At 72.6% G+C, this 12,207-nt stretch carries 15 protein-coding genes; 11 read left to right on the top strand and 4 right to left on the bottom strand.

The window, feature by feature from the left end; genetic code table 11:
* Nucleotides 1–8 precede the first annotated feature (8 nt).
* Genes E4P39_RS19590 through E4P39_RS19580 form a run of 3 tightly spaced genes read left to right on the top strand, consistent with a single transcriptional unit; the run spans nt 9 to nt 2,203 of the window.
* The gene (locus E4P39_RS19590) at nt 9–197 is read left to right on the top strand and encodes a DUF6104 family protein (RefSeq protein WP_135138268.1); all 189 of its coding nucleotides are present in this window, start codon (nt 9–11) and stop codon (nt 195–197) included.
* A gap of 57 nt (nt 198–254) precedes the next feature.
* Nucleotides 255–968, top strand: a complete 714-nt coding sequence (locus E4P39_RS19585; protein WP_135138267.1) for a metal-dependent hydrolase — start codon at nt 255–257, stop codon at nt 966–968.
* A gap of 47 nt (nt 969–1,015) precedes the next feature.
* The gene (locus E4P39_RS19580) at nt 1,016–2,203 is read left to right on the top strand and encodes an RtcB family protein (RefSeq protein WP_135138266.1); all 1,188 of its coding nucleotides are present in this window, start codon (nt 1,016–1,018) and stop codon (nt 2,201–2,203) included.
* Nucleotides 2,204–2,206: 3 nt separating this feature from the next.
* Here the strand turns inward: E4P39_RS19580 and E4P39_RS19575 are convergent, their stop codons facing one another.
* Together E4P39_RS19575 and E4P39_RS19570 are read right to left on the bottom strand one after the other, a co-directional pair.
* Nucleotides 2,207–3,403, bottom strand: coding sequence for an NADP-dependent malic enzyme (locus E4P39_RS19575; RefSeq protein WP_135138265.1), 1,197 nt, complete (start codon nt 3,401–3,403; stop codon nt 2,207–2,209).
* 12 nt (nt 3,404–3,415) lie between these two features.
* On the bottom strand, nt 3,416–3,781 hold the full coding sequence (locus tag E4P39_RS19570; RefSeq protein WP_245159970.1) for a S26 family signal peptidase: 366 nt from the start codon (nt 3,779–3,781) through the stop codon (nt 3,416–3,418).
* Nucleotides 3,782–3,832: 51 nt separating this feature from the next.
* On the opposite strand from E4P39_RS19570, the gene sodN reads away from it, so the two are divergent.
* From sodN to E4P39_RS19540, 6 genes are all read left to right on the top strand, one after another.
* On the top strand, nt 3,833–4,237 hold the full coding sequence (gene sodN / locus E4P39_RS19565; RefSeq protein ID WP_135138264.1) for a superoxide dismutase, Ni: 405 nt from the start codon (nt 3,833–3,835) through the stop codon (nt 4,235–4,237).
* 110 nt (nt 4,238–4,347) lie between these two features.
* Nucleotides 4,348–5,613: a PP2C family protein-serine/threonine phosphatase gene (locus E4P39_RS19560; RefSeq protein WP_135138263.1), complete on the top strand. Its 1,266-nt coding sequence runs from the start codon at nt 4,348–4,350 to the stop codon at nt 5,611–5,613.
* Nucleotides 5,614–5,644: 31 nt separating this feature from the next.
* Nucleotides 5,645–6,310, top strand: coding sequence for a phosphatidylserine decarboxylase (locus E4P39_RS19555; RefSeq protein ID WP_135138262.1), 666 nt, complete (start codon nt 5,645–5,647; stop codon nt 6,308–6,310).
* 8 nt (nt 6,311–6,318) lie between these two features.
* Nucleotides 6,319–7,119, top strand: a complete 801-nt coding sequence (pssA, locus tag E4P39_RS19550) for a CDP-diacylglycerol--serine O-phosphatidyltransferase (RefSeq protein ID WP_135138261.1) — start codon at nt 6,319–6,321, stop codon at nt 7,117–7,119.
* Nucleotides 7,116–7,601, top strand: a complete 486-nt coding sequence (locus E4P39_RS19545) for a GNAT family N-acetyltransferase (RefSeq protein WP_135138260.1) — start codon at nt 7,116–7,118, stop codon at nt 7,599–7,601. Before pssA ends, E4P39_RS19545 begins: the two co-directional genes overlap by 4 nt.
* A complete protein-coding gene (locus tag E4P39_RS19540; protein ID WP_135138259.1) occupies nt 7,598–8,380 on the top strand; it encodes an HAD-IIA family hydrolase in 783 nt (260 codons plus the stop codon). The genes E4P39_RS19545 and E4P39_RS19540 overlap by 4 nt, the downstream gene beginning before the upstream one ends.
* Before the next feature lie 7 nt (nt 8,381–8,387).
* Here E4P39_RS19540 and E4P39_RS19535 read toward each other — a convergent pair whose 3' ends face one another.
* Nucleotides 8,388–8,867: a hypothetical protein gene (locus E4P39_RS19535; protein ID WP_245159969.1), complete on the bottom strand. Its 480-nt coding sequence runs from the start codon at nt 8,865–8,867 to the stop codon at nt 8,388–8,390.
* Between the two features lie 128 nt (nt 8,868–8,995).
* Here E4P39_RS19535 and E4P39_RS19530 point away from each other — a divergent pair, with 128 nt between their 5' ends.
* Both E4P39_RS19530 and E4P39_RS19525 read left to right on the top strand, forming a co-directional pair.
* The gene (locus E4P39_RS19530) at nt 8,996–10,021 is read left to right on the top strand and encodes a diacylglycerol kinase family protein (protein WP_135138258.1); all 1,026 of its coding nucleotides are present in this window, start codon (nt 8,996–8,998) and stop codon (nt 10,019–10,021) included.
* A gap of 336 nt (nt 10,022–10,357) precedes the next feature.
* Nucleotides 10,358–10,609 carry a WhiB family transcriptional regulator gene (locus E4P39_RS19525; protein WP_135138257.1) on the top strand — a complete coding sequence of 84 codons (252 nt, stop codon included), beginning with the start codon at nt 10,358–10,360 and terminating at the stop codon, nt 10,607–10,609.
* Nucleotides 10,610–10,689: 80 nt separating this feature from the next.
* On the opposite strand, the gene E4P39_RS19520 is transcribed toward E4P39_RS19525, so the two are convergent.
* Nucleotides 10,690–12,168 (bottom strand): sensor histidine kinase, encoded by a 1,479-nt coding sequence (locus tag E4P39_RS19520; RefSeq protein ID WP_135138256.1) that lies wholly within the window; start codon nt 12,166–12,168, stop codon nt 10,690–10,692.
* Nucleotides 12,169–12,207 lie beyond the last annotated feature (39 nt).

The raw sequence follows: 12,207 nt of genomic DNA, 5'->3' as shown, positions 1-12,207 counted from the left end.
ACGAACCGATGTACTTCACCGATCGCGGGCTCGAGGAGCTGGCCGACCGGCGGGGCGAGGAGCAGGTGACCCTCGCCTGGCTGGCGGACCAGATGCAGGCGTTCGTCGACCAGTTCCCCGACTTCGAGGTGCCCGTCGAACGCCTGGCCACCTGGCTGGCGCGCGGCGGCGCCGACCCCGATGAGGAGCTCGACTGATCTGCCGTCCCTGCGCGCCTCCCCCGCGGCGCGCCTAGACGGCGGGACGCTGTGTGCATGCTTGGTCACTCGCATGCGCTCTCCGGTCTCGCCGCCGGGGCTGCCACCCTGCCCTGGGCACCGGTCACCGGCAGCGCCGGCCAGGCGGCTTGGATCGCCGCGGCCGGCGGCTTCGCGATGCTCCCCGACCTCGACCAGCGCGGCTCGACCATCTCCCGGATGTGGGGCCCGCTGACCGACGCCCCCGCCGGTGCCGTCGGCCTGATCGCCCGGGGACACCGGGCCGGAACGCACGACGCCGTCCTCGCCCCCGTCGCCTTCGGACTGCTGGCCTACGCGGCGTCCTGGTACCTCTGGTCGAGCCTCCTCGTGCTCGCCCTGGCCATCGGCCTGGCGCTGCGGGCGCTGCACTTCGTCATTCCTGGCCGGGCCGAGAACACCGTGATCGGGAACGTCATCCTGTCCTGGGGCGGCGCCTGGTGGCTGCTGTCGCACATCCCGAGCCCGGTGTGGCTGCCCTATGCGGTCGCGCTGGGCGTGCTCGTCCACATCGTCGGCGACGCGCTCACCTGCGGCGGCGTGCCCTTCCCGCTGCTGTGGATCCTCCACGGCGGCCGACTGGCCTTCTTCCCGCTGCGCACCGGCGCGACCCTGGAGAAGGCCGTCCTGGCCCCGGCGTTCCTGCTGGCGACGATCGTCTTCATCTACCTCAACACGGCGGCCGGCCCCGCCGTCGAACCGCTCGTCACGGGCCTCCTCGCCCTCGGCTGACCGGAAACCCGGTCGCCGCCGGAGACCTCGCCACGCAGACTCGCGGGGTGGAACGACTCTCCGACAAGCTGCTGAACTGGGCCTCCATCCTCGACGTCGAGACCCTGCGGCAGGCCGAGCGCACCGCGTCGCTGCCGTTCGTCCACCCTCACGTGGCGCTCATGCCGGACGCCCACCTCGGCAAGGGCGCCACCGTCGGTTCCGTGCTGCCGACCCGCGGCGCGATCATCCCGGCGGCGGTCGGCGTGGACATCGGCTGCGGGATGATCGCCGTGCGCACGCCGTGGTCGGTGGCCGAGGTGCGGGCGCGCGGACCCCTGGCGCCGCTGCGGGGCGACATCGAGCGGGCGGTGCCGCTGTCGGCCGGGAAGTACAACAAGCAGCTCACCGAGTCGGCCCTGACCAGGGTCGACGACCTCGAGAAGCTGGCGGCCGAACTCGGCGACCACGTGCTCCCGGCCGTGGTCGGCGCGACCCCGAACTGGACGCTCCAGCTGGGCAGCCTCGGGTCGGGCAACCACTTCATCGAGGTCACCGCCGACGAGCAGGACCGGGTCTGGCTGTTCCTGCACTCCGGCAGCCGCGGCGTCGGCAACAAGATCGCCATGCGGCACATCGCGATCGCCGCCAAGCGGGCCGAGCGCGAGCGCCTCCACCTGCCCGACCGCGACCTGGCCTGGCTCGAGGAGGGGACGCCGGCGTTCGACCGGTACATCGCCGAGCTGCGGTGGGCGCAGCACTTCGCGCTGCTCAACCGCGAGGAGATGATGGACCGGGTCGCCGACTGCCTGGCCCGGCACATGCGCGCCGACGCGACGCCCGAGCTCGAGCGGCTGAACTGCCACCACAACTTCACCCAGCAGGAGCGGCACTTCGGCGTCGACCTGTGGGTGTCCCGCAAGGGCGCCATCCAGGCGACGAAGGGGCAGGCCGGGCTCATACCCGGGTCGATGGGGACGGCGAGCTACGTCGTGAGCGGCCTCGGCAACCCGGACTCCCTCGAGTCGTCCCCGCACGGCGCCGGTCGGGCCTACTCCCGCACGAGGGCCCGGAAGACGTTCACCCGCGCTCAGCTGGAGGAGGCGATGGCCGGCATCGAGTGGCGGCACAGCGACGTCTTCCTCGACGAGATCCCGTCGGCCTACAAGCCGATCGACCGGATCATGGAGGACGCGAAGGACCTGGTCGAGGTCCGGCACACACTCCGGCAACTGGTCAACGTGAAGGGCGACTGACCGTCAGGTCGTGATGCCCTGCTCCCGGGCGCAGGCGGCCACCGCCTCGGCGACGGCGGTGGCCACCCTGCGGTCCAGCGGGCTCGGGACGACGTAGTCGGCGCGGACGTCGTCGCCGACGACGTCGGCGATGGCGGTCGCCGCGGCGAGCTTCATCTCCTCGGTGATGGCGGTCGCGCGCACGTCGATCGCGCCGCGGAAGATGCCCGGGAAGGCCAGCACGTTGTTGATCTGGTTGGGCAGGTCGCTGCGCCCGGTCGCGACCACGGCGGCGTAGCGGGCCGCCATGACCGGGTCCACCTCCGGCGTCGGATTGGCCAGGGAGAACACGATGCAGTTCGGCGCCATCGAGGCGATCGCCTCCTCCGGCACCGACCCTCCCGACAGGCCCACGTAGACGTCGGCGCCCTTCAGCGCGCCCACCATGGTGCCGGCGAACCCCGAACGGTTCGTGTGCTCGACGAGCCACTGCTTCACCGGGTTCAGGTTCTCGCGCCCGGCGTGCAGGACCCCCTGGGAGTCGGCGACCGCGATCTCACCGATCCCCGCCCCGAGCAGGATCTTGGTGGTCGCGACACCCGCCGCCCCGGCTCCGGCGACGACCACGCGCAGATCGCCCAGCTCGCGGCCGACGACCCTCGCCGCGTTGCGCAGCGCGGCGAGCACGACGATCGCCGTCCCGTGCTGGTCGTCGTGCATGACCGGGATGTCGAGCCGCTCCCGGAGCCGCGCCTCGATCTCGAAGCAGCGGGGAGCGCTGATGTCCTCGAGGTTGATGCCGCCGAAGGAGGGCGCGATGGCGGCCACGGTCTCGACGATCGTGTCGACGTCGGTGGTCGACAGCACGATCGGCACGGAGTCGAGCCCGCTGAACTCCTTGAAGAGGCAGGCCTTCCCCTCCATCACCGGGAGGGACGCCGCCGGACCGATGTTGCCCAGGCCCAGCACGGCCGTCCCGTCGGAGACCACCGCGACGACGCGGGGCGCCCAGGTGAACCTGCGGGCCAGCTCCGGCTCGGCGGCGATGGCGCTGGAGACCCGCGCGACCCCCGGTGTGTAGGTGAGCGCGAGGTCGGCGATCGAGTCGATCGACCGCGTCGGCGTCACCGAGATCTTGCCGCCCTCGTGCACCGCGAACGCGGGGTCGTCAGCGAAGCGATCGGTCGTCTCCACGAGCCCGGAAACCTGGTTGCCGTCCATGGACACGGCAGCCTAATCGGGAGGTGGGGGTCCCAGCCTCCCCGGACGCGGCCAGATCCGGCCCACCACCCGGCCGACGACGATCGCGACCCCGTACGACCGGCTGTCGTCGGTGCCGAACGGGTTGTCACCCTCCACCCAGTGCCCGCCCCGGACGGCGCGGCGGACCCGCTTCACCACCAGGAGATCGGGGCGGGACGGGAAGCGCGCGAGGACGACGTCGCCGGCCCGGACGGCGCCCGGCGAGCGGACCCGGCGGACGAGCAACCGGTCGCCCGAGCGCACGGTGGGCGACATCGACGGCCCCGTCACGCGGGCCAGCATCCAGGCCGTGGGCGCCGCAGGGCGAGGATTGCCCGTCCTGTCGCCGTCGATCACCGCGAGTAGGGTCGCAGACGACCCGACAGACTCTCATCCGGAGGCACGTCCATGCGTTTCAGCAGCATGTTCTCCACCGTGGCGGCGACCGCGCACTGCGACCTCCCCTGCGGCGTGTACGACCCGGCTCAGGCCCGCATCGAGGCCGAGTCCGTCAAGGCCATCCAGGAGAAGTACCAGGGCAACGAGGACCCGGTCTTCCGTCAGCGCGCCGTCCTGATCAAGGAGCAGCGTTCGGACCTCGTCAAGCACCACCTGTGGGTGCTGTGGACCGACTACTTCAAGCCCCCGCACTTCGAGAAGTACCCCGAGCTGCACGAGCTGTTCAACAAGGCCACCAAGCAGGCCGGTGCGTCCGGCGGCAAGGGCAGCATGGACCCGGCCGAGGGGCAGAAGCTCCTCGACTACATCGCCCAGATCGACAAGATCTTCTGGGAGACGAAGGCAGCCGCCTGATCTTCCCTTTTCCCCGGTGCTGCCGGGCTGCCCTTCGCGGCGGCCCGGCAGCGCTTCCATGTCCGAGCTCGACGATCCCGGCGATCCGCGCCTGCGCCTAGGGTCTTGCCATGCGCGGGTCGGAGAAGCTTGTGATCGACGTCGGCGCACTTCTGGAGAAGGTCGAAGCCGCGGCACCCATCGATGCGGTGGAGGCGGTCGCGACCGCGCTCCGCGAGATGGTCGACGCGCACGAGGTGACCTTCCTGATCGCCGACTTCAGTGGTCGCGCCGTCGTCCGGCTGACGTCGGCCGGGCGGGTGAACGGAGCGCGGAGCCACGGCGTCGAGCAGGCGGAGACCCTCCAGCTGGAGGGCACGGTCTACGAGCGCGTCCTGCGGACCCAGCAGATCGACGTCGGCCGGGTCGGCGAGGGCGCCCGTCTGACCGTCCCCGTCACCGACCGCGGGGACGCGATCGGGCTGCTCGAGATGACGCTGCCGCGGTATCCCGACGCGACCGAGATCGACGACGTCTCCAGCGCCGCGCACGCCCTGGCCTACGTCGTCATCGCGGCCCGGCGGCACACCGACGTGTTCGAGTGGGGACACCGGAGCACGCCGTTCTCGCTGGCCGCGGAGATCCAGCGGCGGCTGCTCCCGGCGTCCTACACGTGCGAGGCGGGGCAGTTCACCCTGGCCGGCTGGCTGGAGCCGGCCGCCTCCGTCGGTGGCGACACGTTCGACTACACCCTCGACCGGAGCTCTCTCCAGGTGTCGATCACCGACGCCGTCGGTCACCAGGTCGCGGCGGCGCTGCTCGCCACCCTCCTCGTCGGCGGCCTGCGCAACGGGCGGCGGAAGGGCCTCGATCTCGCCGGGCAGGCCGCGTACGCCAACGACTGCCTGGCCGAGAACGCGGCCGCGGGGCAGTTCGTCACCGGCCAGCTCCTGCGGGTCGATCTCGAGACCCGTTCGGCCGGCATCATCAATGCCGGGCACCCGCTCCCCCTGCGCCTGCGCGACGGCCGGGTCGAGGAGCTCGAGCTCCGCGTCGAACCGCCGTTCGGGGTGGTCCCCGGCAAGACCTTCGAGATCCAGCGCTTCCCGCTCGAACCGGGCGACCGGATCATCCTGCTCACCGACGGGATGCAGGAGCGCAACGCCGTCGACCTCGACGTCACGAAGGCACTGGCCGCCAGCGCGGCGCTGCATCCGCGCGAGGTGGTCCAGGAACTGGGCGCCGCGATCCTCAGCGAGACCGGCGGGGACCTGCGGGACGACGCCACGATGGTCTGCCTCGACTGGTACGGGGGCCCGCCCCGCCGCCGGTACAGCGAGCAGGGAGCAGACCCCGGACGGGCCTCGTCGCCCGCTCCTCGCTCTCCTCGGGACTGAGCCGCAGCCGGGCCGGTACGGTCTGCTCACGATGCGCATCGACCCGGCCGGGTGGCCCTTCATCACCGGACCCCTGGCTCCCGCAGCCGTGCTCGCGGCCACCGGCCGAGCCACCGGCCGGCGCTGGCCGGGCCGCGCGATGTGGCCGTTCCTGGGCCTCTCGGCCTACATGGCGCTGTTCTTCCGCGACCCCGACCGCCGCTGCGACGTCATCCCACCCGGACCCGACGAGGTCCTCTCCCCCGCCGACGGCATGGTGATGGTCGCCGGGGAACCACAGCCCGGGGTGGCTCCCGAGGGCGACTGGCAGCAGGTGAGCGTCTTCCTCTCCGTGGTCGACGTGCACGTGAACCGGTCGCCGTACCGCGGGGAGGTCGTCGAGAGCTCCTACCGCAAGGGCAGCTTCCTGGCCGCGTACCGCAGGGAGTCCGCGCACAAGAACGAACGCAGCGAGCTCTGGCTCCGCGACGGCGACCGCACCGTCGTCTTCCGGCAGATCGTCGGTGTCCTCGCGCGGCGCATCGTCACCCGCACCGGTCCCGGTCACGTCCTGGCCACCGGCGAGCGGATGGGGCTGATGAAGTTCGGGTCCCGCATGGACGTCTTCCTCCCCCCGGAGTGCACGGTCACCGTCCGCAGGGGGCAGCGCGTCATCGGCGGCGAGACCGTCATCGCGCGCTGGCCCTCGGCCGGCTGAGGGCCGCGATGCCGCCGACACGTCGCACGGTCACCGTCGAGTTCGTCCGAGGATCCGTCCGCGGCACCCGCCGTCGGGCGCTCGCCACCCTGCCCAGCCTGTTCACCCTCGGCAACATGTTCTGCGGCTTCTTCGCGATCCTCGTGTCGATCCGGGGGGACCACGAGCTCGCCGCCGTGCTCATCGGGCTGTCGGTGGTCTTCGACATCACCGACGGCGCGGTGGCCCGGCTGGTCGGCGCCGTGACGCCCTTCGGCCTCCAGTTCGACTCCCTGGCCGACCTGGTCTCCTTCGGCCTGGCGCCGGCGCTGGTGGCCTTCACCCTCTTCTCGCAGGGCCGCGACGAGTGGGACCCGCTGGGCTGGGTGGTGTGCTTCCTCTGGGTGGCCTGTGCGGCGATCCGGCTGGCCCGCTTCAACACCACGATCGACCCGACCGCCGACAAGAGGTACTTCATCGGGATGCCCAGCCCCGGTGCCGCGGGCGTGGTGCTGGCCTCGGTGTTCGCCTTCGGCGACCAGATGCAGGGGCGCGACCGGCTGTGGGTGGCGCTGATCGTCGCCGTCCCGGCGGTCCTCATGGTCACCAACATCCGCTTCCGGTCGTTCCGCTCCCTGGTCAGCCCCAAGAGCGGCCGGCCCTACGGGCTGATCGCCGCCGCCCTGCTGCTGGTGGTGGGCTTCGCCGTTCTCCCGGTGTGGACCGGCATCCTCCTCGCCTACGGCTACCTGCTCGCGCCGGTGCTGATTCCGATCGTCTCGCCGCTGGGGAAGCTGCTGCCGGCGAAGCTCAAGGAGGTTCTCGAATGACGGTTCGGCCCATCCGGCCGGACGACGTGCCCGCGGTCGTCTCCCTGGTCCGCGAGCTCGCCGAGTACGAGAAGTCGCTGCACGAGGCCCGCCTCACCGAGGAGCAGCTGGCCGGCGTCCTGTTCGGCGACTCCCCCGCCCTCTTCGGCCACGTCGCCGAGCACGACGGCGTCGTCGTGGGCATGGCGCTGTGGTTCCTCAACTTCTCCACCTGGCGCGGCACCCACGGCATCTACCTCGAGGACCTCTACGTCCAGTCCGGGCACCGTGGCCGAGGCCTCGGCAAGGAGCTGCTGCGCACGCTGGCGGGCGTCTGCGTGGAGCGCGGCTACTCCCGGCTGGAGTGGTCGGTGCTCGACTGGAACACCCCGTCGATCGACTTCTACAAGGCCGCGGGAGCCGTCCCCATGGACGGCTGGACGGTCTTCCGCCTCACCGACGACGCCCTGTCCGACTTCGCGGAGAACCGGAGCGAGCGATGACCACCGAGCGCGGGCCGATCGAGTGCTGGCTCACCGACATGGACGGCGTCCTGGTCCACGAGGAGAAGGCGCTGCCCGGCGCGGCCGAGTTCCTCGAGCGCCTGGTCGAGAAGCAGCGCCGGTTCCTCGTGCTGACCAACAACTCCATCTTCACGCCGCGGGACCTCGCCGCGCGGCTGGCCCGCACCGGGCTGCACGTGCCCGAGGAGTCGATCTGGACCTCCGCGCTGGCGACGGCCGACTTCCTGTCGAACCAGCTCCCCGGCGGCTCGGCCTACGTCATCGGCGAGGCGGGCATGACCACCGCGCTGCACGAGGTCGGCTACACCCTCACCGACACCGATCCCGACTACGTCGTCCTCGGGGAGACCCGGACGTACTCCTTCGAGGCGATCACGCGCGCCGTCCGGCTGATCGGGCGCGGTGCGCGCTTCATCGCGACCAACCCCGACGTCACCGGCCCCTCCCCCGAGGGGCCGCTGCCGGCGACGGGGTCGGTGGCCGCGATGATCACCCGCGCGACCGGCGCCGAGCCCTACTTCGTCGGCAAGCCCAACCCGATGATGTTCCGCAGCGCCATGAACCGGATCGAGGCGCACTCGGAATCAACGATCATGGTGGGCGACCGCATGGACACCGACGTCGTCGCCGGGATCGAGGCCGGCCTGGAGACCGTGCTGGTGCTGTCCGGGTCGACCGCCGCCTCCGACGTCGCCCGCTTCCCGTTCCGGCCGAGCCGGATCCTGGACTCGATCGCCGACGTCATCGACCTCGTCTGAGCCCCGCTCAGCTCTCGAGGTAGGCCAGCCGGGCCTCGGGAGTGGCGAGCAGGTAGAGCTCCGTGGCCACGAGCACCAGCACGGGGACGCCGATCAGCGGCTGCCCGGCCTCGAACGCGGTCGTGTAGGCCAGCGCGGCGAGCAGCAGCTGCAGCACGATGACCGGTCCGCGCGCCCACGCCGACACGCGCCACAGCCCGACCGCCGCGACGGCCAGCAGAGCCGCCCCGGCGCCGACCATCACCACCTCGGCCAGCGCGCGGCCCAGGCTGTCGGCGGTGCTGGTGAAAGTCAGCCACAGCAGGACGAGCGCGCCGACGGCGATCGCCGCCGCCTCGATCCCCACGACGACCGCGGCCCAGCGCAGCGACCGCGGCGCCCCCGGCCGCACCCGCGCGGGACGCGGCGCCGACGGCTCCGCCGGGGCGCCGAACAGCCGCTCGGCGCGGCGCTGCCGGGCCGGGCGCGTCCCACTCGGCTCCGTCACGACGGCGAGATTACGCGGGGAACGTCGCCAGGCGTCCGTGCGCGTGCCGAGGCGCCGGATGCGGGCCGGCGGCCCCGTCCGGCGCCACGTGCCGGGTGGGGAGTTGGCCCGCAGTTAACCTGACCGTCATGCGCGCGCTCGTGGTGGTCAATCCGGCGGCCACCAGCACCACTCCCGGGATGCGCGACGTCCTGGTCGGTGCCCTGGGCGGCGAGCTCAAGATCGACGTCGTCGAGACCGCGCACCGCGGCCACGCGCGCGAGCTCGGCGCCGAGGCGGCCGCCGACGGCATGGACGTCGTGATCTCCGTGGGTGGGGACGGCACGGTGAACGAGGTCGTCAACGGGCTGCTGGAGAACGGTCCCGCCCCCCATCTGCCCATGCTCGGCGTCATCCCCGGGGGCTCGACCAACGTCTTCTCCCGCGCCCTGGGCCGGTCCCGCGACCCGGTGGAGGCGACCGCGGAGATCCTCACCTCGCTGCGCGCCGGCCGCACCCGCCTGGTGTCCCTGGGCACCGCGAGCGCGTCCGGGACCAGCACGGCACCCGTCTCCGGCATCGACCCGGCGGCCGCCGAGGACGCCGCGGAGGCCGACGCGGCCGCGCACGTCTCGGACTGGACGCCCCCGCGCTGGTTCGTGTTCGCGGCCGGGCTCGGTTTCGACGCCGACGTCATCGCCCGGGTCGAGGCCCATCGCGCCCGGGGCCGGCGCTCCACGGGCCCCCTCTACGTCCGGCAGGCCGTCAGCACCTTCCTGGTCGGCCCGGGACGTCGCCGGCCGGCCATGACGCTCCACGTGCCCGGCGAGGAGCCCCGCGACGGGCTGTTCCTCTGCCTGGTGTCCAACGTCAGCCCGTGGACCTACCTCGGCGACCGCCCCGTCGTCGTCAGCCCGGAGGCCTCGTTCGACACCGGGCTGGACGTCTTCGCGATGCGCCGGCTCGGCGCGATGCGGATGCTGAACAACCTCCGGCAGACGCTGGCCCGGCGTCCGGACCCGCGCGGCCGGGCCGTCCGCCGGTGGCACGACCTCGAGGAGCTGTCCCTCACCGCGAGCCGCCCGCAGGGCTGGCAGGTCGACGGGGACCACCTGGGCACCGCGACCGGGCTGCGGATCCGTTCCGTGCCCGCCGCGTTGCGCGTCGTCGCCTGACGCGGAGCCCCTGGGCGGCGGCTGTCCCTCACGCAGGTCGGCAGCGCGTTGTCAACGTCCGGGAACGGCGTGTGGTTCGGTCGAGTGGCGCGCCTAGCATGCCCGTGGTGAGCTTGCTCACGAGGGGTTCAACGATGTCCCCGATCTGCTTGACACGCGTCCGTCTCGTGAAAACATCGCGAACGAACGCAACTTGCCGGTAACAATCCCAGCCGGCGAGTGAACGCAGGAAGTCGCTGAGTCAAGGCGCTGGGCAACCGGTGTCGGCCCTGCACTGCGGTCCGAGGCCGGCGACGCACGTACCTACCGACAGACGACACCGAGGAGTACGAAGCCATGGACTGGCGCCACCGCGCGCTCTGCCGGGACGAGGACCCCGAGCTGTTCTTCCCCATCGGGACGACCGGCCCGGCCCTTGTCCAGATCGAGCAGGCGAAGGCCGTGTGCCGCCGCTGCCCCGCAGTTGAGCCGTGCCTGGACTGGGCACTCAGCTCGGGCCAGGATTCCGGTGTCTGGGGTGGTCTCTCCGAGGACGAGCGACGCGCGCTGAAGCGGCGTCAGGCTCGCACCCGGGTGCGCACCGCCTGAGTCACCGCCCAACCTGAACAAGCAGCACGACGTTCGGCCACGAGGCCGGTCCGGGAACTCCCGGGCCGGCCTCGGCCGTGTCACCGGCGGGGTCGGCCCGCCTCGGGGATGGTCAGCACGACCTCGGTCCCGCACCGATCAGGGCCCGGCCCCATGTCCAGGCTCCCACCCAGCTCGCTCGTGACCAGCGTGCGCACGATCTGCAGGCCCAGCCCCTCGCTGGTGGCCGGATCGAAGCCCTCCGGCAGCCCGCGGCCGTTGTCCCGCACCCGGACGACGAGGTCGTCCCCGTCCCGCTCGACGACGAGCTCGATGCTCCCGGGCTCCCCGTCGGGGAAGGCGTGCTCCGCGGCGTTGTGCAGCAGCTCGGTCACCGCCAGGACCAGGGGCGTGGCGGCCGCCGCGGGCAGCTCTCCGAACGATCCGGTCCGGCGGGTGCGGGCGGCGGGGCCGATGGAGGTGAGGTCGCCGAGCATCGGCAGCACCTGGTCCAGGACGTCGTCGACCGCGACGACGTCCTCCCGGCTGCCGGCCAGCGTCTCGTGCACGACCGCGATCGAGGCCACCCGCCGGACGGACTCCTCCAGCGCCGCTCGCGCGGCCGGCTCGGTCATCCGCCGCGCCTGGAGCCGCAGCAGCGCCGCGACGGTCTGCAGGTTGTTCTTCACCCGGTGGTGGATCTCGCGGATGGTGGCGTCCTTGGTCAGCAGGGCGCGGTCGCGACGGCGGACGTCGGTGACGTCCCGGACGAGAACGAGCGCCCCGGCCTCTCCCCCTGGCGCCTGCAGCGGGAGCGCCCGGACGAACATCGTCGCGGACACCCCCTCGACGTCCATCGGATCGGGGAAGCGTCCCGCCAGCGCGGCCGCGATCCCGGCGGCGGCCGCCTCGCCCGCCACGCGCTCGGCCGACGCGCCCCGGGTGAGGTCGGCGAGGTCGGCGCCGACCAGGTCACCCGCGACGCCGATCCGCCGGTAGGCCGACAGCGCGTTGGGGCTGGCGTAGGTGACCCGTCCCCGGCCGTCGAGCCGGGCGAGTCCGTCGCCGACCCGGGGACTCATCTCGGCGTCCTGCAGCTTCTGCGGCGGGAAGGTGCCGGCCGAGACCATGAGGCAGAGGTCGGCGGCGATGTCGAGGTAGGTGAGCTCCAGCGTCGACGGCGACCTGGTGACGGCCAGATTGGTCTCCTTGGCCAGGACCGCGACGACGACGCCGTCGTGCCGCACCGGGATGACCTCCCGCCGCCGCGGGGCCGCCCCCGACCAGTCCGGCTCCCCCTCGGTCACCGGCCGGCCCTCGCGCTGCGCCACGACGAAGGGCCCGGCCACCACGCCGTCGACCTCCGAGCCGACGAGGTCCTCCGGCCGGCTGGTCGGCGCGGTGAGCGGCCGGACCTGCGCCACGCACCACCACGCGCCCGTCGGTAGCGGGACCCAGAGGGTGAGGTCGGCGAAGGCGAGGTCGGCGAGCAGTTGCCAGTCGGCGACCAGCCGGCGGGCGTGGTCGACCTGCGTGGGGCTCGCCGCGCCCCGGCTGAGTCGTTCCGAGAGGCTGCTCATCGTGCCCTGAGCGTAGGTCGGGGCACGATGAGCGTCCGG

This window comes from Blastococcus sp. CT_GayMR19 (assembly GCF_004570385.1).
In the GTDB taxonomy this organism is placed as follows: domain Bacteria; phylum Actinomycetota; class Actinomycetes; order Mycobacteriales; family Geodermatophilaceae; genus Blastococcus_B.
The sequence above is the reverse complement of the archived record's forward strand: the minus strand, read 5'-3'. Positions and strand labels throughout refer to the sequence as shown.